This is a genomic window from Pseudomonas umsongensis (assembly GCF_012647205.1).
Classification (GTDB): domain Bacteria; phylum Pseudomonadota; class Gammaproteobacteria; order Pseudomonadales; family Pseudomonadaceae; genus Aquipseudomonas; species Aquipseudomonas umsongensis.
Genome location: NZ_CP051487.1, coordinates 6,483,583 through 6,508,174, shown reverse-complemented (window position 1 = coordinate 6,508,174; position 24,592 = coordinate 6,483,583). Strand labels below are relative to the sequence as shown.

Sequence of the window (24,592 nt, the reverse complement as noted above, 5' to 3'; positions counted from 1 at the left end):
GTGGGTGGACATGCGGTGAGTCAGGCCTGGACCAGATGAAACTGCAATCGGCGCACTGGCCCAGGTGTCGGATCCAATCCAGAAAAGTTAGAATCCGCGCCTGACCCAGAGTGTGTACTTATGTCCCAAGAGCTTACCGCCGAACAAATCCAGCAATCCTTGCAAGGCATCAGTGTGCCGGCCCAACCGCAGATCATGGTGGATCTGCAGATGGAGCAGTACATGCCCGACCCGGATCTGGATGTGATCGCGAAGCTGATTTCCCAGGACCCGGGCCTCTCTGGCTCCCTGCTGAAAATCGTCAACTCGCCGTATTACGGCCTGAGCAACAAGATCGCCTCGATCCAGCGCGCGGTGAATCTGCTGGGCAGCCGTTCGATCATCAACCTGATCAACGCGCAGTCGATCAAGGGCGAGATGAACGACGACACCATCGTTACCTTGAACCGGTTCTGGGATACTGCCCAGGACGTGGCGATGACCTGCCTGACCCTGGCCAAGCGCATTGGCGCCCAGGCCGGCGATGAAGCCTATGCCCTGGGACTGTTCCACGACTGCGGCGTGCCGTTGATGCTGCAGCGGTTCCCAAACTATATGAGCGTGCTGGAACAGGCCTATGCCAACGCCGGCCCCGAATGCCGGGTGGTGGACACCGAGAACCAGGCATTCAACACCAACCATGCCGTGGTCGGGTACTACACGGCCAAATCCTGGCGCCTGCCGGATCACGTGTCTGCCGCGATCGCCAATCATCACAATGCCCTGGCGATATTCAGCGATGAGTCGTCGCGCAACAGCGCCCTGAAAAACCTGTTGGCGATCCTGAAAATGGCCGAGCACATTTGTGCGTCCTACCGGGTGCTGGGCAGCCAGCCCGAAGACCACGAGTGGAACAGCATCGGGCATTTGGTGCTCGATTACGTGGGCCTCTCGGATTACGATTTCGAAACCCTCAAGCAAACGATTCGCGACCTCGGCACTCACCGCTGAACGGCGAACCTCTTCTCACCGAGCGCCTGATCCGAGAGCACCATGCCTGAACTCCCAGAAGTCGAAACCACCCGCCGCGGGATTGCGCCGCACCTGGAAGGCCAGCGTGTCAGCCGGGTGATCGTGCGCGATCGCCGTCTGCGCTGGCCAATCCCCGAAGACCTCGATGTGCGCTTGTCCGGCCAGCGCATCGTACTGGTGGAGCGGCGAGCCAAGTATCTGTTGATCAATGCCGAGGTCGGTACCTTGATCAGCCATTTGGGGATGTCGGGGAATTTGCGCCTGGTCGAAGCCGGCCTGCCGGCGGCCAAGCATGAGCATGTGGATATCGAGCTGGAATCGGGCCTGGCCTTGCGCTACACCGACCCGCGACGGTTCGGTGCGATGCTGTGGAGCCTCGATCCGCTCAATCATGAGCTGCTGATTCGCCTGGGGCCGGAGCCATTGACCGACCTGTTCGATGGCGAGCGGCTGTTCCAGCAGTCCCGCGGGCGCTCGATGGCAGTCAAGCCGTTCATCATGGACAACGCGGTGGTGGTCGGCGTTGGCAATATCTATGCGACCGAAGCGCTGTTCGCCGCCGGTATCGACCCACGTCGCGAAGCCAAGAGTATTTCCCGGGCGCGGTACTTGAAACTGGCGATCGAGATCAAGCGCATCCTGGCGGCTGCCATCGAGCGCGGCGGCACCACATTGCGCGACTTTATCGGCGGGGACGGGCAGCCGGGCTACTTCCAGCAGGAGTTGTTCGTGTACGGTCGCGGCGGTGAGCACTGCAAAGTCTGTGGCACGGGCCTGCGGGAAGTGAAGCTCGGGCAGCGCGCCAGTGTGTTCTGCCCGCGGTGTCAGACCTGAAAAGCAAAAGATCGCAGCCTTCGGCAGCTCCTACAGGGGAATGCGATCTCTGTAGGAGCTGCCGAAGGCTGCGATCTTTCAAGCCTTCCCGGTAATCTTGCGGTACTTCTCCATCAACTGCTCTTCAGTCTCTGGATGGGCTTCGTCCAGAGGAATGCAATCCACCGGGCAGACCTGCTGGCACTGCGGTTCGTCGTAGTGGCCGACACACTGAGTGCACAGGTTCGGGTCGATCACATAGATTTCTTCGCCTTGGGAAATGGCGGCGTTGGGGCACTCGGGTTCGCAGACGTCGCAGTTGATGCAATCGTCGGTGATGATCAGGGACATGCTAACTCCAGCCGGGGCGGCAGGCCCGGGCGCAATAAATCAATGCGCTAATTGTGCCGCATTGGCGTCTGCGGTGCACGCAACTACGACGTACTGCAGGAGCCGGCTTGCTGGCGAAGGCGGTGCATCAGGTGCACCGCGTTGTCAGCAAGCCGGCTCCTACGGATCAGGATTATTTCTTGAAGCGCTGTGTGAGGGCGTCCGCCACTATCGGGTGTACGAACTTGGTGATATCACCGCCCAAGGCTGCGATTTCACGAACCAGCGTCGAGGAAATGAACGAATAACGCTCGGATGGGGTAAGGAACAGGCTTTCCACATCCGGGGCCAACTGGCGGTTCATGTTGGCCAGCTGGAATTCGTATTCGAAGTCCGACACTGCGCGCAAGCCACGCAGGAACACATTGGCGTTCGTCTCTTTGGCAAAATGCGCCAGTAGCGTCGAGAAACCGACCACTTCAACGTTCGGCAGATGTTTGGTGACTTCGCGGGCCAGCTCCACACGCTGTTCCAGGGGAAACAGCGGGTTTTTCTTCGGGCTGGCGGCGACAGCAATGATCACGTGATCGAACAGGCGCGAGGCGCGTTCGACCAGATCGCCATGGCCCTTGGTAATAGGGTCGAAGGTACCTGGGTACAACACTCGGTTCATCGCGTCGTCCTGGCGGGAGTGCGTTGGGGATTCGGATGGTATCGCAGCCTAACCGGTCGGCCAAGTCGCCTGTTGGGTAAGAAAGCACTATAGACGATGGAAATAATCGTCTTTTTCACGGGTTTTTTAAACGTTCAGCCAAGGAAGTCGCCAGTTGCGCCGTCAGCCCATAGACCGACAACTGCGGGTTTGCGCCAATGCTGGTGGGGAAGAGCGAACCATCATGGATCGACAAATTACCCAGTTGATGATGCCGGCCAAGGCTATCGGTGACCGCATTTTTCGGGTCTTCGCCCATGCTGCATCCGCCCATCACATGGGCGCTGCCCAAGCGCGTGCGATACAACGCCAGATTGAGCCCGTCGATCAGCGTGCGCGCTTCGCCCAAGGTTTTAACGTAGCGAGCATCGGCGTGCATGGGCATCACGGCCTTGGCGCCCCCGGCGAACTGGATCTCGGCCATGCTGTGGAAGGCCCGGCGCAAGCCGTCCCAGACGTAGGGTGAAATCTGGTAGTCGAGCACTGGTGTAGCGTCACCGCGCAGTTGTACGCTGCCACCGGGACTGTCCGGGTGGAATCCGTCGCGCAGCAACGCCAGCATGGCGTGAGTGTGCGGCAGGTCAGCCATGTGCCGGGCATTTTCCTGGCCGAAGCCACCCAGCAGGGTGGCGGCCAGCGCCGGGTGCAGCGGCGGAACCTCCAGTTTGTAGCCAATCTTGCCGGTGGTGCCATCCTGCCATTGGAAATGGTCGGAATAGATCGACTGTGGCGCGCCATAGAACGGGTTGATGACTTCGTCGAACAAGCCGGCGGACATGTTCACCAGATGCAGAAAGGTGCGTGTGCCCAGCCGCTTGTGCGGGTCGGGCGCGTCGGAGCGCAGCAGCAGCGCCGGGCTGTTGATTCCGCCGCCGGCCAATACGTAATGCTTGGCCTTGACCCTGATACTGCGTCCGGTGGGCTCGACACAGCGCTCGTCCATCGCTACGCAGTGCAGTCCGGTGACGGTCTCGCCACTGATGATGAGTTTTTCCGCGCGGGCCAGATAAAGCAGCTCGCCGCCGTTTTCCAGGGTGGCCGGAATGGTCGTGACCATCATCGATTGCTTGGCGTTGGTCGGGCAGCCCATGCCGCAGTAGCCGAGGTTCCAGCAGCCGCGCACATTGCGCGGGATCACATGCCAGTTGTAACCGAGCTTTTCGCAGCCCTTGCGGATCACTTCGTTGTTCGCGTTGGGCGGGACCATCCACGGGGCGACGCCCAGGCGCTGTTCCATTTTTTCGAACCAGGGCGCCATTTCAGCAGGGGAGTGGCCCTTCACGTTGTGTTCCTTGGCCCAGTGTTCCAGGGTTGGCTCTGGCGTGCGGAAGCTGGAGGTCCAGTTGATCAGCGTGGTGCCGCCCACCGCCCGGCCCTGGAGGATGGTGATTGCGCCATCCTTGCTCATGCGACCGATGCCTTCCTGGTAGAGGCTGGCGTAGGCCTGGTCTTCGAGCAACTTGAAGTCGCTGCTGGTCTTGAGTGGGCCTTCCTCGATCAGCAGCACTTTGTAGCCGGCCGCACTGAGGATTTCGGCCGTGGTCCCTCCACCGGCACCGCTGCCGATGATCGCCACATCCGCTTCGAGGGTCAGGTCCTGGGTCAGTTGCGAGCCATCATGGGTTTTCCAGCCACGGGCCATGCCTTCGCGGAACGGGTCGGGTACGGGCATCTTCGGGTTCTCTTTTTATTGTTGGATGAAGTGGTGAAGCAGCTGGCGCCTTCGCGAGCAGGCTCGCTCCCACATGGGTACGCGATCTCTGTGGGAGCGAGCCTGCTCGCGAAAGCGTCGACGCGGTCTCAAACCGCTGGTGGCCCCGGATACCCGCAATGCGCCCATGACTCCTTGCGCCCATACCAGGCCATCATCACCAGTTGCAGCAATGAACTGTGACCCATGCGCAGCAGGCTCAACGAGCTGTTTTCCCAGCGATCGAGGAAGCGCCGGATATCCTCGGCACTGGCGTTTTCCCAGCTACCCCAGATCCCGGTCAGCGGCCCGCGGGTCACGGCCATGCCCAGCACATCGAACAATTGTCGAGTGAGCTTGAGCATTTCCGGAGACAGGTGGTCGAGGTTGTAATCGAGGCTTTTCAGGGTGCCCTCGACAGCCTCCGGCATGTTCGCGGCCGTGACTGCACCGTCGAGCATCACTGGGACAAGGGCGCGCAAAAACAGCAGGTCGCTACTGCGCAGTGCCGTGAAGCCACTGGCAGGCGCGCTCGATGAGCAGCCGCTGAGGCTGGCCCCCAACCCGGCAGTGGCAAGAAAGGCGCTGGCGCCGAGGCTGAATTTGAGCAGGCCGCGCCGTGACAGCGCGGGTGTTTCGGACAGGCTTGGGTGCATTATTGTTATTACCCGGCGGTGGCTATCGTTAGCGGATAAACAGCTTCTGGATCATTTTCTGAATGGCTTTGCCATAGGGCGGATAGATCAGCTTCGCCGCGTTGAAGCGCTGCTTGACCAGCACACCCTTGGCCTTGCTGAACGTCAGGAAGCCTTCGTGTCCGTGGTAATGGCCCATGCCCGAAGGACCGATACCGCCGAACGGCATGTCATCCTGGGCCACGTGCAGCAGGGTGTCGTTGAGGCAGACGCCTCCGGAGTGGGTCTCGTTCAGCACACGGTTTTGCTCGCGCTTGTCGTAGCCAAAGTAGTACAGCGCCAGTGGGCGAGGCCGCTGGTTGATATAGGCGAAGGCCTGGTCCAGATGCTTGTAGGGAACGATCGGCAACAGCGGGCCGAAGATTTCGTCCTGCATCACCGTCATCTCGTCGTTGACGTTAAGCAGCAGGCTATGCGCCATGCGACGGCCTTGGCCTTGCTCGAACACTGGAATCAGCAGGGCACCCTTGCTGGTGGCATCGCTGACATAGCCCTTGAGTCGCGCCAGTTGTCGGTCATTGATGATCGCGGTGTAGTCCGGGTTGTCGGCGAGGGTCGGATAAAAACCGCGAACCGCCTGTCGATAGGCCTCCACGAACGCGCCGACACGATCTTCCGGCACCAGCACGTAATCCGGGGCCACGCAGGTCTGGCCGGCATTGAGGGTCTTGCCGAAAGCGATGCGTTCAGCGGCATCCTTGAGCGGTACGTCATGGGAAACAATGGCCGGGGACTTGCCGCCCAGTTCCAGGGTGACCGGCGTCAGGTTTTCCGCCGCCGCGCGCATCACGTGTTTGCCAATGCTGGTGGCGCCGGTGAACAGCAGGTGATCGAAGGGCAGGCGTGAAAACGCCACGCCGATATCGGCTTCGCCCAGCACCACGCAAACCAGGTCTTCGGGGAAGATTCGCGCGAACAACGCCTTGATCAGCAAACCGGTGGCCGGGGTCGATTCGCTGAGTTTGAGCATCACCCGGTTACCTGCCGATAACGCGCCGACCAAAGGCCCGATGGCCAGGTACAACGGATAGTTCCACGGCACGATGACCCCGACCACGCCCAGTGGCTGGTAGACCACCTTCGCCGACGCCGGCTGAAACGCGATACCGACTTTGCGCCGCGACGCGCGCATCCAGCCCTTGAGGTGGCGGCGGGCGTGGTGAATGCCGTGCAGGCTGGGCATCAGTTCGGCGAGCAAGGTTTCATCGGCACTGCGGTTGCTGAAATCCTGGCTGATCGCATCGATCAAGGTCTGGCGTTCGTTGTCCAGCAAATCACGTAGCGCCTTGAGCCATTGCTGGCGCTGGGCCGCGGGCGGCATCGGGTTGGCAGCATAGGCCGCGCGCTGTGCGTCGAACAGGGTCTGAAGCTCTTGCAGGGGCTGCTGGAGATTTTGCAGGTAGGAAATGTCAGCAGTCATGGTCGGCTCCGGATTTGTTGTAGTGAGAGCATTTCTAGAGTCTATACTCTAAAAAGTCAAATACCATCCTCGGCACCGCTTTGTTTTATCGCTCGCGGATAGGCCGTAAGATGCCCCTCATCGCACTCTGAATTTAAGCTCAAGCCATGGCCCCAAGGATAAAAACCAGCGAGCGCATCGTGCAGAACAGCCTGGAGCTGTTCAACCAGCAGGGCGAGCGCAGCATCAGCACCAACCACATCGCCGCCCACATGGAGATTTCTCCGGGCAACCTGTACTACCACTTTCCTAACAAGCAGGCGATCATCGCCGTGCTGTTCGGTGAGTATGAGAGCCTGGTGGACAGCTTCCTGCGTCCGCCACAGGGGCGCGCCGCCACGGTGGAAGACAAGCGTTTCTACCTCAAGGAGCTGTTGTCAGCCATGTGGCGCTACCGGTTCCTGCACCGGGACCTGGAGCACTTGCTCGACAGTGACCCGGAACTGGCGGCCCGCTACCGGCGCTTTTCCCAGCGCTGCGTGATTCAGGGCGCCGCCATCTACGAAGGTTTTGTTGCCGCCGGCATCCTGAAGATGGATCGGGTGCAGATCGAGTCCCTGACGATCAATGCCTGGATCATCCTCACCTCCTGGGTGCGTTTTTTGTGCACCACGCGGGAAAACTCCAGCCACCTCAGCGAACAAGCCATCAAGCGCGGCGTGTACCAGGTATTGGTGCTGGAGGCGGGTTTCGTCACGGATCAAGCTCGCGACGCGGTCGATGCGCTGTTTGAAGAGTTTTACGTGCCGTTGGCCCAGGCATTGGAAGAAGTATGAAATAACGAATGCTGCAGGATCGAAAATAGCCCATCACAGGAGCCCGTTATGCCCATTGCGCAACTGATCAGCCCGCAAGCACTGGACCTGAAAAAGGACCAGCCGGGGTTGGTGATTCTTGATTGTCGTTTTGCTCTCGAAGACCCGGATTACGGCCAGCGCAGCTACGCACAAGGGCACATCGCCGGCTCGTCTTTTGCCGATCTTGAGCGCGACCTGAGTGGCAAAGTGGTCAAGGGCGTGACCGGGCGCCATCCATTGCCCGAGCCGGCGGACTTGATCGAACGCCTGCAGGCGTGGGGCATCAACGCCGACAGCGAAGTGGTCTTGTACGACGACGGTCCGGGTGCCTTTGCAGCGCGGGCCTGGTGGTTGCTGGCCTGGTTGGGCAAGCGTGACGGCGTGTTTATCCTCGACGGCGGGCTTAAGGCCTGGCACGCGGCGGGCTTGCCCCTGAGCCTGGACCCACCGTCGAGTAGCCGCGGCACATTTACCGGAGTGCCGGACAACGCGCTGATCCTCAGTGCCGAGCAGTTGCAGGAGCGCCTGGCCCAACCCGCGCTGACCTTGCTCGATGCCCGTGCCTTGCCGCGCTTCAAGGGCGAGGTTGAACCGATCGACCCGATTGCCGGCCACATTCCTGGTGCGCAATGTGCGGCCTTCACCGACAACTTGGGCAGCGACGGGCGTTTCCTGCCAGCCGATCAGCTCAAGCAGCGGTTTGCCGCAAAACTCGGCGAGCGCTCGCCGGCCGATCTGGTGGCGTATTGCGGTTCCGGTGTGACGGCGTGCCATAACCTGTTCGCCCTGTGCCTGGCGGGTTATCCGTTGGGGTCGTTGTATGCCGGGTCGTGGAGTGAGTGGATCAATGATCCTGCGCGGGGCGTTGCCACCGGCGAATAAGCCCTACCCCCTGTGGGAGCGAGCCTGCTCGCGAAAGCGAAATATCCGCCGACTGATAAGTTGATTGACACACCGCTTTCGCGAGCAGGCTCGCTCCCACAGGGGTAACGGGTTTTCTTGAGCGTTAATAAAGGCGCGCGCTGCGATACGCTCCAGGTCCAACCCCATACACCTGCTTGAACTGCCGGCTCAGATGACTCTGGTCGGCAAACCCCAGCTGTGTCGCGACGTCCAGCGGCAAACAACCACCCTGCAGCAACGCCCGCGCCCGAGCGATGCGTTGCTGCATCAGCCATGTGTGTGGCGGCATGCCGGTGGCGCGGCGGAACACCCGTGCGAAGTGGAAAGGCGACAAGTTCACCGTCGCCGCCAGTTCTTCCAGCGAAGGCGGCGCCGCCAGTTGTGCCTGCAGCAGCTCCTTGGCCAAAGTCACTGCCCGGTGCTCCTTGCCCGGTTTGCCGGCAACGGGAACCGCTGCGTGGCGTTGCAGCAGTGACAGCATCAGCTCCCGCCAGGCAGTCTGCTGCTGCAGGGCTGTGGCGGGGCTTTCCAGCAAGCGATGTAACTGACAAAAGCCGTTGACCAGGTCCTGGTCGCGATACAGCGTGGCGCCGAATGCCGGCAGGTGATGGGTCGGCAGTTCCAGCTCGGCCAACAGTGAAAGAATCTGCTCGCTGTCGGGATAAAACGCCCGGTACAACCAGCCGTCTTCCGTACCCTTGTGGCCTGTGTGCAGTTCATCAGGGTTGATCAGCACCAGTGTGCCACTGCCTGCCAGGTGTTCGGCACCGCGATAGCGGTAACGCTGGGCGCCGGCCATGATCATGCCGATCACATAGCCATCATGCACATGGGGGGCGAAACGGTGTTCGATGTAGCGTGCCGACAACAGCTCGATCCCGTCTAACGGCGCCGTTTGCCAGAAGTGGATGGACTCGCCCTGGGTGTTGCCCATGGCCTAGCCGCGTCCCACGGTAGTCAGCCACTGCGGAATGCGCCGCTCCAGGTAGTACCCTGGTTGGCGGAACGAGCCATCGACAAATCCGACATGCCCGCCCCGGGCCTGCAATTCGAATTGCGTGCAGGCTGACAACTCGTCAGCCTGCGGCAGGCTGTGGGGAAAAACGAAGGGGTCATCGGCAGCCTGAATGATCAGGGTGGGTGTACAGATTTCGCCGAGGAAGTAGCGGCTCGATGCGCGACGATAGTAGTCCTGGGCATCCGCGAAACCATTGAGGGGCGCGGTCACCCGGCCATCGAAATCCCAGAACGTGCGCATGTTTTCCAGCGAGCCCAGCGCAGCGAGTGCCGCGAGACCCTCCTCGCGCCCGTCATGCTGAAACTGGCGTTGCTTGTTCTTGATGTAGGCCAGCATCTCGCGCATGAAATGCGCCTGATAGACCTTTGAGAAACCCTGGCCGATGCGGTCGGCGCACTGGTCCAGGCGAAACGGCACCGACACCGCCACCGCGCCGAGCACGCCGCTGGCACTGCCGGTTTCACCCAGATGCTTGAGCAGCACATTGCCGCCCAGGGAATAACCGACGGCATACAACGGTGCGAGTGGACGCTTTGCCCGCAGGTGCCTGATGGTTTCGGCCAGGTCTTCACTGGCGCCGGAATGATAGCTGCGCGGCAACAGATTGGGTTCGCCGGAGCAGCCACGCCAGTTCAGCGCGACACTGGCCCAGCCCTGGTCGCCCAGCGCTTTCTGTATGCCGGCAACATAAGGTGAATTCGACGAACCGGTCAGTCCGTGCAACACCAGGACCAGAGGCGCATCGACAGTGTGCGGGCCATGCCAGTCAAGGTCGAGGAAGTCGCCATCCTCGAGCCACAGGCGTTCACGCTCGCGTTGCAGGTGGGTGGTTTTGCGCCACAGCGGCCCCCACAAGGTCTGCAAGTGCGGATTGCCGAGGCCGAAGGCTGGTCTGAAGGCGGGCGGTTCAGTGATCGTGTGGCGGGGTTGCACATCCGTTCTCGTTAAAGGTCTTCGTGAAACCGCACAATGACGCGGCCGGCTTGCGCCGCGACCGCGTCGTCATGGGAAATCTAACTTGCCACAATCTCGTCGGTTTCGCGACAGATGCCATTGGCCGCACTTTCCATAGGGGCTGGTAGCGGTTGCTGGTCGGCCTTGGGCCCCAGGATGACTGTGCTCCATTGCTCGCTGTCGAGATGTCGGATAAGTGCGTTCTTGACCGATGCGAGGTCCAATGCCAAGGCTTTTTCAGTGGAAAAGTCGAGGCTCAATGGTAAGTCGTTGACAGCGATGTCGCGCAGCTGCCCCACGATCTGTGTATTGGTGGTGCTGTTCAATGGCGCGCTGCCGGCCAGTCGCGTTTTGGTGTCATCGAGTTCTTCCTGGGTGGGGCCGTGGATCAGGAAGTCACGAGACATCTCCTTGATTTTTGTCATTACCCCATCGGCGACTTCCGGTCTGGTCTGCAGCTCGATTGTCATGATGCCTTGCGCCTGAAGGGTAGAAAGCCCGGCTTGAACGTCATAAGTGAGACCACGAAGCTCACGAAGTTCATGCATCAGCCGATTTGTGAAAATCTGGCTCGCCATCTGCAATGCAACATAGTCTGGACTGGCGCGCAGGACGCCTGGCTGGGCAAGGCGCACGTAAGCCTGGTTCGTTGGCCTTTGCAGCTGCAGAAAACCTGGAGAGGCGGGACTGTCCGGGGCTTTGATCGTGGCAACGGTGGGTCCCAGGGGTAATGCACTGGAAATCTGTGCGCCAATGCGCTGGGCTTCGTCCTCCGTAAGGTCGCCGACCAGCGTTATCATCGCGTTGCCTGCTGCGTACCCGTGGCGATGGAAGTCCTGGACCTGATTGTGGGTGATGGCGGCAAGACCGTCCCTGGTCCCATACACGGACTGTACATAACCGTGTCCGGGGGACAGCAATCCTTGTAGGGCTTTATTGGCCTGGTAGGCATGGGACTGGTCCTCAGTGTCGAGGAAGTGCAGTAGCTGGGACTTCGCCACAGGCAGGGACTGTTCCGGCAATGAAGGTTTGCCAAGCATCTGGGCAAACAGCGCCAAGGCAGGAACACGTTGGGCTTCATCGCTCAAGCTGCGCAAGGAAAAGTTGGCCCGATCCTGAGTGATACCCATGCCCAGTCTGGCTCCCAGTTGGTCGAAGCTTTCCAGAATGGCATTGAGGTCCTTGCCATCCACGCCTTCATTCAAAAGGCTGTAGGTCAGGGCTGCCAGGCCAGGTTGATGGGGGGTGTGAGCGCTGCCGGCGGCAAAGCTGACATGCACGTCGAACATGGGCAGGCCGGGGGTGCGAATGAACAGGACCTTGGTTCCGGAAAGGGTCTTGTATCCCTTGATCGGTAGCGACCGCGCAACCGATTGGGCCTGAGGCTCATTCAGTGATTGCAACATGACTTTTTGTGGTGCGGTCATTGTGGTGGCAACAGCCGTAAGCGCCTGCCCGCTCATCAGCACGCCAGACAGTATTAGCCATATGCCTTTCATGAAGGGTGTGAACTTATCCATTGTTCTTCTCCGGCAGGATCCGGGCGATGCTCATCCGTTCGCGTGTCAGGTAAGTGATTGCAGCGTTTTGAATATCCAGGGGAGTGATCTTGTTCAGCTCATCCGTGTCCTGATCCGCCAACTGCCAGTCGAGGCCAATGCTTTCCAGCAGGCCGAGTGTACTGGCTTGGCCTTCCAGATCATCTTGTGCATAAACCGTGTTGGCGATCAGGATGGTTTTGGCCCGATCCAGTTCGGCCTTTTCCGGTGCCTTGCCTTTCAGTTCATCAATCGTTTGCCACAGGCGCGCAAGTGCCTGGTCTGGACTCGTGACCTTGTCGAGGTTGAGTTGAGTGCTGATGGTCAGCAACGAATCGCCGCGAGTGAAGGCGTCGTACCCTGACTGGACCTCGGAAAATATCGCTTCGCCAAACTGCAGTTGCTGTTTGATTCGTGCACTGTTGGAACCTGCCAACAGGATTTCGAGCAGGCGCAGGGCATGAGCGGTCCCGCGCTCTTGCGCAGTGGCCAGGCCAGGAATGTTGAAACTCATGATGAGCTGCGGAGCCGATATCGGGGCGTACAGGGTCAACGACCTTTCGCCGGGTGTGGACAATTCGACAGGTACGACGGCAACCGGCGTCGTGCGTCGATCCAGGTGATCGAAGTATTTCTGTGCCAACGCCTTGACCCCGTCAGGGGTGACATTGCCAACGACCACCAGCGTCGCATTGTTGGGTGCGTACCAGGCCTGGTACCACTGCTGCAGTTGAAGGGCCTCCAGCCGCTGCAGGTCGTGCATCCAGCCTATGACCGGGGTGCGATAGGCGCTGCTCAGGTAGGCGAGGCTTTCCAGGCGTTCGAGGCTCAGGGCTGAAACATGGTCGTCGATACTATTGCGACGCTCCTGCTTTATAACCTCCAGCTCCGTGGTGAAATCTTGCTCACGCAACCTGGCCGTACTCATCAGGTCGGCCATGATTTCGAACGCAACAGCCAGCCTGCCGGGGGCAAGTGTCTGGTAATAGACGGTGTAGTCCTTACCGGTAAATGCGTTTTCGTTGGCCCCGAGTTTCTCCAGTATTGCGGGAAACTCTCCGGCGCAGGCTTTGCTGCTGTCTTTGTAGACCATGTGCTCGAGGGCGTGGGACAGGCCGGACTGGCCAGGCGTTTCGTAGCTTGAACCGACTTTCAGCCAGAGTTGGGCGGTGACGGCTGCAGATCGATGATCTTCACGCACGACAACCTTAAGTCCATTGTCCAGGGTGAAAGCTTGAGTCAAAGGGGGTGATGCGGCGACAGCCAAGAGCGGCAGCCACCCGATAAAGAGCAACAGACATGTGCTGCAGGAGATGTTCATCCGTGTACATCCTCAGTGGTTTGCAGGTATTTGCACAAACCACTGTGGATTATCTGGAGGGTCGTCTGGCGGTAACTATGTAGCGCGTATTCAGGGTAATTGCGGGGCGGTCATGTCACAGGGATTCAGGCGCTGCGTTGCCACAACGAGTAGTAGACACGTCCGGACTTCTGCTCCCGGTGCAGGCGCCAGTTCTCAGGCAGGCCGAGGGTCGAGGGTGCGCTTTCGCTTTCGGTGTACACCCAGGCATCTTCGGCCAGCCACTGGCGCTCTTCTAGCAGCGTGCAAACGGCGGGCAGCAAGTTCTGGTTGAACGGCGGGTCGAGGAACACCAGGTCGTAGGCAATCGCTGGCTGGGTTTCCAGATAACGCAGGGCATCGGCGGTCTGGACCTGGCCGGTGGTGCAGCGCAGCGTGCCCAGGTGCTCCTTGAGGCTGGACACCGCAAGGCTGCTGGCATCCAGCGCCTGGCCCATGGCTGCGCCACGGGACAAGGCTTCGAGAAACAGCGCGCCGCTGCCGGTGAACGGATCGAGCACCTTGGCGCCCGGGACGTAGGGTGCGAGCCAGTTGAACAGGGTTTCACGCACCCGGTCCGGCGTCGGGCGCAGGCCTGGAGCGTCGGGGAAGCTCAGTTTGCGGCTGCGCCATTCGCCGCCGATGATGCGCAGCTGGTTCACACCGTTATGCACGTTGTGGACAGGTTTTTTCGGGCGAGAAGTGGCCATTAATGCTCCGGAACCCCGAGCGGTTGCTCGGCGGGTTTATCAGTAGGGGCCGGCAACGGCTTTTGCGGCACGGTTGGGCCAGCGCTGACGATGACCAGCTTGTCCGTACTCAGGTGTTTGTTCATTGCTGTCTTGACCTGCTCGACGGTCAGGTTCTGCGACTGCTGCATGAAGTCTTCCAGATGACTGAGTGGCAAGCCATAGAAGCCAATCGCGCCCAACTGGCCGACGATATCGGCGTTGCTGGCGGTGGACAGCGGGAAGCTGCCAGCCAGTTCGCGCTTGGCGTCGTCGAGCTCTTTTTCGGTCGGGCCGGTCTTGAGGTAGTCGGCGAGTACATCCTGCACCAGTTTCAGGGTGCCTTCGCTCATTTCGGCGCGGGTCTGCAGGTTGATCATGAACGGGCCACGTGCCTGCATCGGGCTGAAACCTGAGTACACACCATACGCCAGGCCACGCTTTTCGCGCACTTCGCTCATCAGTCGAGTACCAAAACCGCCACCACCGAGGATCTGGTTGCCCATGGACAGTGCCGCGTAATCCGGATCGTCGCGGTCGATGCCCAGTTGCGCGAGCATCAGGTTGGTTTGCTTGGACGGGAACTCGATATGGCCGATGCTGGCCTTGGGTTCGGCGGGTTGCTCGATCTTCGGCAGGGCCGGACCTTTGGGCAGGGCGGCCGATACCTGCGCGGCAATGGCTTCGGCTTCGGCGCGGGACAGGTCGCCGACCAGCGCGATCACCACGTTGCCTGCGGCATAGGCTTTCTGGTGGAACGCGCGCAGTTGCGCAAGGGTGACGGCCGGAACGGTATGCGCCGTGCCATCGCTGGCGTGCGCGTAGGGGTGATTACCGTACAAACGGTTCATCAACTCGAGGCTGGCGAGTTTGCCGGGGTTCTGTTTCTGGTATTCGAAACCGGCGAGCATCTGGTTCTTGATGCGGGTAAACGAGTCGGCGGGGAAGGTCGGTTTGCCGACCACTTCGGCGAACAGCTTCAAGGCCGGTTCACGTTTGTCCGCTGCGCTGAGACTACGCAGCGAGGCAACCGCCATGTCTTTGTAGGCACCGTTACCGAAATCGGCCCCCAGGCCTTCGAAGCCCTGGGCAATGGCGCTGACATCCTTGCCAGCCACGCCTTCATTAAGCATGGCGTTGGTCAGTAGCGCCAGGCCCGGAGCGTCACCGTCCTGGCTGCTGCCGGCGGCAAAGATCAGGCGCATGTCGAACATCGGCAGCTCACGGGCTTCGACGAATAACACCTTGGCGCCTTCTGCAGTGTTCCAGGTCTGCACATCGAGCTTACGGTGGCTCGGGGCCTTGCCGTTGAGTTCGGTCAACGACTGCAGCTTCTGGCTGGCCTTGGCCTTGTCCAGCGCTTCGCTGGCATTGGACGGGTCGGTCTTGGAAAAATAGAACGCGGCCGACCCGATCAGGGCGACAGCGATCAAGCCAAGCAGGGCGAGGCGCGGTTTTTTAGGCTCACTCATGAGTCGTCTCCTCCGGCAGAACATGGGCGACGCTGAGACGTTCGCGGGTGAAATACAGCTTGGCGGCGTCCTGGATATCTTGCGGTGTCACGCTTTCCAGTTCGGCGAGTTCGGTGTCCATCAGTTTCCACGACAGGCCGACGGTTTCCAGCTGGCCGATGGCGGTGGCCTGGCTGGTGATCGAGTCGCGCTCGTAGACCAACCCGGCGATGACCTGCGCCCTTACGCGTTCCAGTTCTTCGGCGGTCGGCGCGGTGGTTTTCAGTTGTTCAAGCAGCTTCCACAAGCCGGCTTCGGCCTGGGCGATGGTCTTGTTCTTCTGGCTATTGGGCGTTGCCGACAGGGTAAACAGGCTGTCGCCGCGGGTGTAGGCGTCGTAACTCGACGAGCCGCCGGACACCAATTCTTCGCCACGCTCCAATTGAGTCGGAATGCGTCCGCTGTAGCCGCCGTCGAGCAGGGCCGAGATCAGCCGCAGGGCGTTGACCAGGCGCTTGTCGTCAGTGGTGGCGATGCTTGGCACGTTGAAGGCCAGCATCAGGCTGGGCAATTGGGTCTTCACATGCAGGGTGATCTTGCGTTCACCGGGCTCGGCCAGTTCCAGCGGAATCTTCGCCGACGGCACCTCACGCCGGGCGATCGGACCGAAGTAGCGCTGGGCCAGGGTCTTGACCTCGTCCGGCGTCACGTCGCCGACCACCACCAGCGTGGCGTTGTTGGGCACGTACCAGGATTGGTACCAATGACGCAGCTCTTCGACTTTCATGCGGTCCAGGTCTGCCATCCAGCCAATGGTCGGCGTGTGATAGCCGCTGGCCGGGTATGCCATGGCCTTGAAGCGCTCGTAAGCCTTGGACATGGGTTTGTCGTCTGTGCGCAGGCGCCGCTCTTCCTTGATGACTTCGATCTCGCGAGCGAACTCGTCGGGCGGCAGGCGCAGGCTGGCCATGCGATCGGCCTCCAGTTCGAAGGCCACGCCCAGGCGGTCGCGGGCCAGGACCTGGTAATAGGCCGTGAAATCGTCGCTGGTGAAGGCGTTTTCTTCGGCGCCGAGGTCGCGCAGGATCAGCGACGCTTCGCCAGGGCCGACTTTTTCGCTGCCCTTGAACATCATGTGTTCCAGGGCATGGGACAGGCCGGTCTGGCCGGGCGTCTCGTAGCTGGAGCCAACCTTGTACCAGACTTGGGAAACCACCACCGGGGCGCGATGGTCTTCGCGCACGACGACCTTCAAGCCGTTGTCGAGGGTGAATTCGTGGGTCGGTTGCGGGTCGGCCGCAAGGGCCGAAAGGGGCAGGCAAAGTGTGCTGAGCAGCAGGCCTGCAGCGCGGCGGGCTAGGGCATTCATTCGTTTTTAAACCTTTGGGGCTGCCCGCTTGTTCTTAGCTTCAGCGGGCGAGAGGGTGCTAGGATACTGATCCGTTTTACTGGCGGCCACGCCTATCAGGCCTTTACGTTTGATCAGGTTGTTTGGGTTTGCGGCAGTAAGCTGTGGTTTATCAACTAAACTCTGCTTTTTCGCCGATTTTCCGCCATCAGTCCTTAGTGAAATCGTTTTTGCAGGGTGCCTTTTGCACCTCGACAAAATGTTGCGCATGAACAAGCTGGGTCAATCGCAGTCTGTTCTGCATCGAATATTCATTTGCCGGGGCGCCCGTTGGCGCGTCGCTACCGTGAGATAGCCGTCCTCCATGTTTGGTTCCAACGACGACAAGAAGACCCCAGCTGCGGCTGGTGAAAAGAAAAGCCTGTTCGGATGGCTGCGCAAAAAGCCGCAGGAACCCGTCGTCGAACAGCCACAACCACTACCTGAGCCAACGCCCGCGCCGGTAATAAACGCCGAACCTGCGCCGGTTGTGTCGCCGATCGCCGAGCCGGTGCTGCAACCGCTTGTCGAAACAGCGACTGAAGTCGTCGCCGAATTGCCGCTGACCCCGGTCACCGAGCCCTGGTTGACCTTGCCAGTGGCGGAAGAGCCGGTGGCGCTGGTCGAAGATGACTTGGCGCCGCACGTGACACCACCGATTCCGGCGCAGGCGGTTTCTGCGCCTGAGCCGGTTCAGGCACCCGTGGTCGAGCCGGTCGTTGCGCCCGTCGTCGAGGCTGCACCGCCACCCGCGGTCGCTGCATTTGTCCCGCCGGTTGCACCGATTGTCCAGGCGCCAGAGCCTGCACCTGCACCTGTTATTGCTCCTGTTGTCGCTGCCCCTATCGAAGTTCCAGTCGAGCCGGTACGCACCGAAGAAACCAAAGCCGGTTTCTTCGCCCGCCTCAAGCAAGGCCTGTCCAAGACCAGTGCCAGCATCGGCGAAGGCATGGCCAGCCTGTTCCTGGGCAGGAAAGCCATCGATGACGAACTGCTCGATGACCTCGAAACCCGCCTGCTGACCGCCGACGTTGGTGTCGAGGCTACGTCAGTGATCATCCAGCGCCTGACCCAGAAGGTCGCGCGCAAGGAACTGGCCGATGCCGATGCGCTGTACAAATCCCTGCAAGCCGAGCTGGCGGCCATGCTCAAGCCCGTCGAGCAACCGCTGAAAATCACCTCGCAGAACAAGCCTTTCGTGATCCTGGTGGTGGGCGTCAACGGCGCCGGTAAGACCACCACGATCGGCAAGCTGGCGAAGAAACTGCAGCTGGAGGGCAAGAAAGTCATGCTGGCCGCCGGCGACACCTTCCGCGCTGCCGCGGTCGAGCAATTGCAGGTATGGGGCGAGCGCAACAAGATTCCAGTCATCGCCCAGCACACCGGGGCCGATTCGGCTTCGGTGATCTTCGACGCCGTCCAGGCCGCCAAGGCCCGTGGCATCGATGTGCTGATCGCCGACACCGCCGGTCGCCTGCACACCAAAGACAACCTGATGGAAGAGCTGAAAAAGGTTCGCCGGGTGATCGGCAAGCTCGATGCCGACGCGCCGCACGAGGTGTTGCTGGTGCTCGATGCCGGCACGGGGCAGAACGCCATCAACCAGGCCAAGCAATTCAACCAGACCGTCGAACTGACCGGCCTGGCGCTGACCAAGCTCGACGGGACCGCCAAGGGCGGGGTGATTTTCGCCCTGGCCAAGCAGTTTGGCCTGCCGATCCGCTACATCGGCGTCGGTGAGGGCATCGACGATTTGCGCACTTTTGAAGCTGAACCCTTTGTCCAGGCACTGTTTGCCGAACGGGAGCGTTCATGATTCGTTTCGAACAGGTCGGTAAACGCTACCCGAACGGTCACGTCGGCTTGCATGAGCTGAGCTTTCGAGTCCGTCGGGGCGAATTTTTGTTTGTAACGGGCCATTCCGGTGCCGGCAAGAGCACCTTGCTGCGACTGTTGCTGGCCATGGAGCGTCCGACCAGCGGCAAGCTGCTGCTGGCTGGGCAAGACCTGAGCACCATCAGCAACGCACAGATTCCATTCCTGCGTCGGCAGATCGGCGTGGTGTTCCAGAACCACCAACTGCTATTCGATCGCACGGTGTTCAATAACGTCGCGCTGCCGTTGCAGATCCTCGGTTTGTCCAAGGCCGAAATCGCCAAGCGCGTGGACTCGGCCCTGGAACGCGTGGCGCTGTCGGACAAGACCGACCTGTATCCCGGCGACTTGTCCACCGGTCAGCAACAGCGCGTCGGCATCGCCCGTGCGATCGTCCATCGCCCGGCCCTGCTGCTGGCGGACGAACCGACCGGCAACCTCGACCCGCGTCTGGCGGCGGAAATCATGGGTGTGTTCGAAGACATCAATCGCCTGGGCACCAGCGTGCTGATCGCCAGCCACGACCTGGCCTTGATTGCGCGCATGCGCCATCGCATGCTGACGCTGCAACGCGGCCGATTGATCGGCGATGGGGAGGCCGGCGAATGAGTGCTACTCGCAGTCCAAAGGTTTCCGAGCGCGTGGCCCCCAAGGCCGCCGACCCGCAACCGCAGAAGAAAAAACACGACGACGATGATGGCCCGGATTTCGCCACGCTGTTGCGCGCCTGGATCGAAAGTCATCGCGCCAGCCTGCTCGACAGCTTGCGTCGCCTGGGCAAGCAGCCTATCGGCAGCTTTTTCACCTGCATGGTGATGGCGGTTGCCTTGAGTTTGCCCATGGGCCTGTCACTTTTGCTAAGTAACGTTGAGCGCCTTGGTGGTTCCTGGCAACGCGCGGCGCAGATCTCCCTGTACCTGCAACTCGAGGCCAGCGCGACGGATGGCGAGGCGCTGCGCGAACAGATCAAGGGGATCCCTGGGGTGGCCGATGCCGAATACGTCGGTCGGGAACAGGCGCTGGAAGAGTTCCAACAGCAGTCGGGCCTGGGTGAAGCGCTCAAGGAACTGCCGGAAAACCCGCTGCCTGGCGTGGTGTTGGTAACGCCGACCGAAGTCGACAAGCCGGCTCTTGAAGCATTAAGACAAAAACTTTCCGAACTGCCGAAGGTACAACAGGCGCAGCTTGATCTAGTCTGGGTCGAGCGTCTGGCAGCCATCCTCAAGCTGGGCGACCGATTTGTCTTCGGTCTGACCGTGCTTCTGGTTTCTGCATTACTTTTGGTGATAGGCAATACCATTCGTCTTCATATTGAAAACCGCCGCACAGAGATAGAAGTGATTAAACTCGTAGGCGGCACTGACAGCTATGTGCGCAGACCCTTTCTCTACATGGGAGCGCTGTATGGTTTCGGTGCGGGGATTCTTTCCTGGGGCGTATTGGCGTTCGGCCTGAACTGGCTGAACGATGCGGTGGTCGGCTTGGCCGGGTTGTACGGCAGTGATTTCGCACTGGCCGGCGTACCGGTTGCCGACGGTCTGTCTCTCTTGCTTGGCGCGGTGCTGTTGGGTTATATCGGTGCATGGATTGCAGTCGCACGTCATCTCAGGGAGCTTGCGCCGAAGTAGAATCTTTTTTGCGCGTATTGACCTTGCAGTTTTTAAGGGAACTTGTCTTTCGGTTTCCGGTCAATTTTCGCAGTGCCAATGGCACGAGTATGTAAGTGGGAGGTTTTTTCGTATGACCAATTCTTTGCAGCCTGCATATGCTCTGGTCCCGGGTGCGAACCTGGAGGCCTATGTGCACACCGTCAACAGCATTCCATTGCTGACGCCGGAGCAGGAGCGTGAACTGGCCGAGAGTCTCTATTATGAGCAGGATCTTGAGGCGGCTCGGCAGATGGTGCTCGCCCACCTGCGTTTTGTCGTACATATCGCCCGTAGCTATTCCGGCTACGGCCTGGCCCAGGCTGACCTGATCCAGGAAGGTAACGTCGGCCTGATGAAGGCCGTGAAGCGCTTCAACCCGGAAATGGGCGTGCGCCTGGTGTCCTTTGCCGTGCACTGGATCAAGGCGGAGATCCACGAATTCATCCTGCGTAACTGGCGGATCGTGAAAGTCGCGACCACCAAGGCCCAGCGCAAGCTGTTCTTCAACCTGCGCAGCCAGAAAAAACGCCTGGCGTGGCTGAACAACGAGGAAGTCCACCGTGTGGCGGAAAGCCTCGGGGTGGAGCCGCGGGAAGTGCGCGAGATGGAAAGTCGCCTGACCGGTCACGACATGGCCTTCGACCCGGCGGCCGAAGCCGATGACGACAGTGCCTTCCAGTCACCGGCCAACTATCTGGAAGACCACCGGTACGACCCGGCCCGTCAGCTGGAAGATGCCGACTGGAGCGACAATTCCAACCACAACCTGCACGAAGCGCTCGAAGTGCTGGACGACCGCAGCCGCGACATCCTCTACCAGCGCTGGCTGGCAGAAGAAAAGTCCACGCTGCACGACCTGGCACAGAAGTACAACGTGTCGGCCGAGCGTATTCGCCAGCTCGAGAAGAGCGCGATGAACAAGCTCAAACTGTCCATCGCCGCGTAACCCGCGCGAAAGGCAATAAAAAACGCCCCGGTCATTGATCGGGGCGTTTTTGTTGGTGCTGCCAATGAATCTACCGCACTGCCAAACCAATGTGGGAGCGAGCCTGCTCGCGAAAGCGTCAAGTCAGCCAGCACAAATTTGAATGATCAATCGCTTTCGCGAGCAGGCTCGCTCCCACAGTGGGGGGGCATCAGTGTCCGGAAAAATCGTGATCGTCTATTGTTCCCAAGGTGCCCGACGCGAATCATTGAGCCCCACCAGGTAGCTGTCTCCACCCAACTGACTCATCTGCCGCCGAATCCAGCCCGCACGCCGTGCCACGTAAGCGGTTGGATGGCTGGCACTCCATACTCGCGGATTCGGTAATACGGCCGCCAGCAAGCTCGATTGCTGGCGACTGAGACCTTTTGCGCTGGTGCCAAAGTGGTGTCTGGCCGCCGCCTCTGCCCCAAACACCCCGTCATCCCACTCGACGCTGTTGAGGTACACCTCAAGAATCCGCTGCTTGGGCCAGAACACTTCGATCAACCCGGTAAACCAGGCTTCCAGGCCTTTGCGCAGCCAACTGCGGCCGGACCACAGGAACAGGTTTTTCGACACCTGCTGGCTCAGGGTGCTGGCACCCCGGATGGTGCCGCCGAGCTCGTTGTGGGCCAGTGCTTTCTGGATCGCGCCGAAGTCAAAGCCCCAATGCTCGGGAAATTTCTGGTCCTCACCGGCAATCACCGCGACTTTAAGGTCGTCGGAGATTTCATCCCAAGGTTTCCAGGTACGTTGCAGGTCGATGGGCTCGCCATCGAACCAGGATTCGATCTTGCGCTCGACCATCAGCATTGTCCCGGGCGGCGGCACCACGCGGAAAATCAGCACCAACACTACACTGGCACCCATGAACCAGAGCACGGCCTTGGCGAAACGACGGAAATAGATACGCAGCATAGAGATGGCTTGGCCGAACCCGTTGAGCGGGCCATTATACAGACCCTGTGGATCGAGACTGACTGGAGTTCTTCATGCTGCGTGGCTTTTTGATGCTGGCCGCTTTTTTCGGCTTCACCGGTGTCGGTCTCGGGGCGTTTGCCGCGCACGGCCTGAAAAACCGCCTGAGCGCCGAATACCTGGCAATTTTCCATACCGGCGTCACCTATCAACTGGTGCACACCCTGGCATTGCTGGGCGTGGCGTTGCTGGCTACGCAGATTCCGGGTCGCCTCGTTACCTGGGCCGGCGCATCCTTTGCCATCGGCATTGTGCTGTTCTCCGGCAGCCTGTACGTGCTGACGCTGACGGGAGTCAGCAAGCTGGGCATCATCACCCCGTTCGGTGGCCTGGCGTTCCTGATCGGCTGGCTTTGCCTGGGCCTTGCCGCCTGGCGCTTGCCGTTGACCGCTTGACGCTTGTTGCTGACCTTTAGGTCATGATCGGGCTAGAATGCCAGCCCCAAAAAATGATGGCGGCATTCGACATGCGCATTCAGTTGAACGGCGAATCCTTTGAACTGCCCGACGGTGAAACCGTTGCGGCCCTGCTGACCCGTCTGGACCTGACCGGACGCCGGGTGGCGGTCGAACTCAATCTGGATATCGTCCCGCGCAGCCAGCATGCCGATACCACGCTCAACGACGGTGACAATGTCGAAGTCGTGCACGCCATCGGCGGCGGCTAGTCGCCCGGCCTGCAAGGGCACAGAATTCTGCAAGACCCTCACCCTTAAAGAGGATTCCCCATGAGCATCGTTCGCAGCGACAAGCCTTTTGTTCTGGCCGGTCGTACTTACCAGTCGCGTTTGCTGGTGGGTACCGGCAAGTACCGTGACATGGAAGAAACCCGTCAGGCCATCGAGGCCTCGGGTGCCGAGATCGTCACCTTCGCCGTGCGCCGCACCAACCTGGGCCAGATTGAAGGCGAGCCGAACCTGCTCGAAGTGCTGTCGCCGGATCGCTATACCTTCCTGCCAAACACCGCCGGTTGCTACGACGCCATCGAAGCCGTGCGCACCTGCCGTCTGGCCCGTGAGCTGCTCGACGGCCACAATCTGGTCAAGCTGGAAGTGCTGGCCGACCAGAAAACCCTGTTCCCCAACGTGATCGAAACCCTCAAGGCCGCCGAAACGCTGGTCAAGGAAGGCTTCGACGTGATGGTCTACACCAGCGACGACCCGATCATCGCCCGTCAACTGGCGGAAATCGGCTGCATCGCGGTGATGCCGCTGGCCGGCCTGATCGGTTCTGGCCTGGGGATCTGCAACCCGTACAACCTGCAGATCATCCTCGAAGAAGCAAAAATCCCGGTGCTGGTGGATGCCGGTGTCGGTACCGCTTCCGACGCCACTATCGCCATGGAACTGGGCTGCGATGCGGTGCTGATGAACTCGGCCATCGCTCACGCCCAGCAGCCGATCATGATGGCCGAAGCCATGAAACACGCGATCGTCGCAGGCCGCCTGGCCTACCTCGCCGGCCGCATGCCGAAAAAACTCTATGCCAGCGCCTCTTCGCCGCTGGATGGTCTGATCAAGTAAGAGCCTTTGATGACTGAATCGAACGACACGCCAATCCAGACGGAAGAAGGCGACGAGCGCCAACACCGCCGCATCAAGAGTTTCGTGATGCGCGCCGGGCGCATGACCGAAGGCCAGCAACGTGGCCTGGACCAGGGTGCGCCGCTGTTCGTGCTGCCCCTGGCCGACGCGCCGGTGGACTTCGACCAGGTGTTCGGTCGCTCGGCACCGCGTTCGCTGGAGATCGGCTTCGGCATGGGACATTCGCTGCTGGAAATGGCCGCGGCTTCGCCGGAGCAGGATTTCATCGGCGTCGAGGTTCACCGTCCAGGTGTTGGCGCGCTGCTCAATGGCGTATTGACCCAGGGTTTGACCAACCTGCGGGTTTACGATTGCGATGCCATCGAAGTGCTCAACCGCTGCGTGGCCGATAACAGCCTTGATCGCCTGATGCTGTTTTTCCCGGACCCATGGCACAAGAGCCGTCACCACAAGCGTCGTATCGTCCAGGCGTCCTTCGCCGAACTGGTGCGTAGCAAGTTGAAGGTCGGCGGTATCCTGCACATGGCCACCGACTGGGAACCGTACGCCGAGTACATGCTGGAAGTGATGAACGTCGCACCGGGTTACCGCAACCTCGCCGAAGACGGCAAGTGCGTGCCACGCCCGGCCGAGCGCCCGATCACCAAGTTCGAACGCCGTGGCGAACGTCTTGGGCATGGCGTGTGGGATCTGAAGTTCGAAAAGCAGTCCTGATCGACTGAGTCTGTACTGATCGTTCCCACGCTCTGCGTGGG

The 24,592-nt window shown here is 60.5% G+C and carries 25 protein-coding genes; 12 read left to right on the top strand and 13 right to left on the bottom strand.

The annotated features are described in order from the left end of the window. Positions 1–174: 174 nt before the first annotated feature. Both HGP31_RS29535 and mutM read left to right on the top strand, forming a co-directional pair. On the top strand, positions 175–990 hold the full coding sequence (locus HGP31_RS29535) for an HDOD domain-containing protein (RefSeq protein WP_177326139.1): 816 nt from the start codon (positions 175–177) through the stop codon (positions 988–990). A 42-nt stretch (positions 991–1,032) separates the two neighbouring features. Beyond that, entirely contained in the window at positions 1,033–1,845 is an 813-nt protein-coding gene (gene mutM, locus HGP31_RS29530) for a bifunctional DNA-formamidopyrimidine glycosylase/DNA-(apurinic or apyrimidinic site) lyase (protein WP_020797347.1), read from the top strand. Between the two features lie 78 nt (positions 1,846–1,923). Here mutM and HGP31_RS29525 read toward each other — a convergent pair whose 3' ends face one another. From HGP31_RS29525 to HGP31_RS29505, 5 genes are all read right to left on the bottom strand, one after another. Then, positions 1,924–2,175: a YfhL family 4Fe-4S dicluster ferredoxin gene (locus HGP31_RS29525; RefSeq protein WP_003195146.1), complete on the bottom strand. Its 252-nt coding sequence runs from the start codon at positions 2,173–2,175 to the stop codon at positions 1,924–1,926. Between the two features lie 172 nt (positions 2,176–2,347). Then, positions 2,348–2,827: a pantetheine-phosphate adenylyltransferase gene (coaD, locus tag HGP31_RS29520; RefSeq protein ID WP_008065062.1), complete on the bottom strand. Its 480-nt coding sequence runs from the start codon at positions 2,825–2,827 to the stop codon at positions 2,348–2,350. A gap of 115 nt (positions 2,828–2,942) precedes the next feature. Beyond that, positions 2,943–4,538, bottom strand: coding sequence for a GMC family oxidoreductase (locus HGP31_RS29515; protein WP_033043047.1), 1,596 nt, complete (start codon positions 4,536–4,538; stop codon positions 2,943–2,945). 128 nt (positions 4,539–4,666) lie between these two features. Beyond that, the gene (locus HGP31_RS29510; protein ID WP_020797349.1) at positions 4,667–5,212 is read right to left on the bottom strand and encodes a hypothetical protein; all 546 of its coding nucleotides are present in this window, start codon (positions 5,210–5,212) and stop codon (positions 4,667–4,669) included. A gap of 28 nt (positions 5,213–5,240) precedes the next feature. Further along, entirely contained in the window at positions 5,241–6,671 is a 1,431-nt protein-coding gene (locus HGP31_RS29505) for a coniferyl aldehyde dehydrogenase (RefSeq protein WP_168759083.1), read from the bottom strand. A 146-nt stretch (positions 6,672–6,817) separates the two neighbouring features. Between HGP31_RS29505 and HGP31_RS29500 the strand changes: the two genes are divergently transcribed. Further along, positions 6,818–7,486, top strand: coding sequence for a TetR/AcrR family transcriptional regulator (locus tag HGP31_RS29500; RefSeq protein ID WP_020797351.1), 669 nt, complete (start codon positions 6,818–6,820; stop codon positions 7,484–7,486). Positions 7,487–7,534: 48 nt separating this feature from the next. Then, positions 7,535–8,389: a sulfurtransferase gene (locus HGP31_RS29495; protein WP_168759082.1), complete on the top strand. Its 855-nt coding sequence runs from the start codon at positions 7,535–7,537 to the stop codon at positions 8,387–8,389. Between the two features lie 124 nt (positions 8,390–8,513). Here HGP31_RS29495 and HGP31_RS29490 read toward each other — a convergent pair whose 3' ends face one another. The 7 genes from HGP31_RS29490 to HGP31_RS29460 form a co-directional block, all read right to left on the bottom strand. Beyond that, a complete protein-coding gene (locus tag HGP31_RS29490) occupies positions 8,514–9,344 on the bottom strand; it encodes an AraC family transcriptional regulator (RefSeq protein ID WP_168759081.1) in 831 nt (276 codons plus the stop codon). A gap of 3 nt (positions 9,345–9,347) precedes the next feature. Then, a complete protein-coding gene (locus HGP31_RS29485) occupies positions 9,348–10,343 on the bottom strand; it encodes a hydrolase (protein ID WP_033043051.1) in 996 nt (331 codons plus the stop codon). Between the two features lie 98 nt (positions 10,344–10,441). Then, on the bottom strand, positions 10,442–11,902 hold the full coding sequence (locus HGP31_RS29480) for a M16 family metallopeptidase (RefSeq protein ID WP_151143684.1): 1,461 nt from the start codon (positions 11,900–11,902) through the stop codon (positions 10,442–10,444). After that, positions 11,895–13,241, bottom strand: a complete 1,347-nt coding sequence (locus HGP31_RS29475) for a M16 family metallopeptidase (RefSeq protein ID WP_168759080.1) — start codon at positions 13,239–13,241, stop codon at positions 11,895–11,897. The genes HGP31_RS29480 and HGP31_RS29475 overlap by 8 nt, the downstream gene beginning before the upstream one ends. 125 nt (positions 13,242–13,366) lie before the next feature. Further along, entirely contained in the window at positions 13,367–13,969 is a 603-nt protein-coding gene (rsmD, locus tag HGP31_RS29470; RefSeq protein WP_020797357.1) for a 16S rRNA (guanine(966)-N(2))-methyltransferase RsmD, read from the bottom strand. After that, positions 13,969–15,459, bottom strand: coding sequence for a M16 family metallopeptidase (locus HGP31_RS29465; RefSeq protein ID WP_020797358.1), 1,491 nt, complete (start codon positions 15,457–15,459; stop codon positions 13,969–13,971). Before HGP31_RS29465 ends, rsmD begins: the two co-directional genes overlap by 1 nt. Then, positions 15,452–16,807, bottom strand: a complete 1,356-nt coding sequence (locus HGP31_RS29460; protein WP_020797359.1) for a M16 family metallopeptidase — start codon at positions 16,805–16,807, stop codon at positions 15,452–15,454. Before HGP31_RS29460 ends, HGP31_RS29465 begins: the two co-directional genes overlap by 8 nt. Positions 16,808–17,150: 343 nt before the next feature. Here HGP31_RS29460 and ftsY point away from each other — a divergent pair, with 343 nt between their 5' ends. The 4 genes from ftsY (at position 17,151) to rpoH (ending at position 21,295) form a co-directional block, all read left to right on the top strand. After that, positions 17,151–18,641, top strand: a complete 1,491-nt coding sequence (ftsY, locus tag HGP31_RS29455) for a signal recognition particle-docking protein FtsY (RefSeq protein WP_033043039.1) — start codon at positions 17,151–17,153, stop codon at positions 18,639–18,641. Next, entirely contained in the window at positions 18,638–19,309 is a 672-nt protein-coding gene (gene ftsE / locus HGP31_RS29450) for a cell division ATP-binding protein FtsE (RefSeq protein WP_008065082.1), read from the top strand. Before ftsY ends, ftsE begins: the two co-directional genes overlap by 4 nt. After that, the gene (gene ftsX, locus HGP31_RS29445) at positions 19,306–20,328 is read left to right on the top strand and encodes a permease-like cell division protein FtsX (protein WP_168759079.1); all 1,023 of its coding nucleotides are present in this window, start codon (positions 19,306–19,308) and stop codon (positions 20,326–20,328) included. Before ftsE ends, ftsX begins: the two co-directional genes overlap by 4 nt. A gap of 112 nt (positions 20,329–20,440) precedes the next feature. Next, the gene (rpoH, locus tag HGP31_RS29440) at positions 20,441–21,295 is read left to right on the top strand and encodes an RNA polymerase sigma factor RpoH (RefSeq protein WP_008065085.1); all 855 of its coding nucleotides are present in this window, start codon (positions 20,441–20,443) and stop codon (positions 21,293–21,295) included. Between the two features lie 216 nt (positions 21,296–21,511). Here rpoH and mtgA read toward each other — a convergent pair whose 3' ends face one another. After that, on the bottom strand, positions 21,512–22,234 hold the full coding sequence (gene mtgA / locus HGP31_RS29435; RefSeq protein ID WP_033043036.1) for a monofunctional biosynthetic peptidoglycan transglycosylase: 723 nt from the start codon (positions 22,232–22,234) through the stop codon (positions 21,512–21,514). Positions 22,235–22,308: 74 nt separating this feature from the next. Here mtgA and HGP31_RS29430 point away from each other — a divergent pair, with 74 nt between their 5' ends. The 4 genes from HGP31_RS29430 (at position 22,309) to trmB (ending at position 24,551) form a co-directional block, all read left to right on the top strand. Continuing rightward, a complete protein-coding gene (locus tag HGP31_RS29430) occupies positions 22,309–22,689 on the top strand; it encodes a DUF423 domain-containing protein (RefSeq protein ID WP_020797364.1) in 381 nt (126 codons plus the stop codon). Positions 22,690–22,760: 71 nt separating this feature from the next. Then, positions 22,761–22,961 (top strand): sulfur carrier protein ThiS, encoded by a 201-nt coding sequence (gene thiS / locus HGP31_RS29425; RefSeq protein ID WP_007953386.1) that lies wholly within the window; start codon positions 22,761–22,763, stop codon positions 22,959–22,961. Between the two features lie 60 nt (positions 22,962–23,021). Further along, positions 23,022–23,816 carry a thiazole synthase gene (locus tag HGP31_RS29420; RefSeq protein WP_020797366.1) on the top strand — a complete coding sequence of 265 codons (795 nt, stop codon included), beginning with the start codon at positions 23,022–23,024 and terminating at the stop codon, positions 23,814–23,816. 9 nt (positions 23,817–23,825) lie between these two features. Continuing rightward, positions 23,826–24,551 (top strand): tRNA (guanosine(46)-N7)-methyltransferase TrmB, encoded by a 726-nt coding sequence (gene trmB, locus HGP31_RS29415; RefSeq protein ID WP_083349857.1) that lies wholly within the window; start codon positions 23,826–23,828, stop codon positions 24,549–24,551. Positions 24,552–24,592 lie beyond the last annotated feature (41 nt).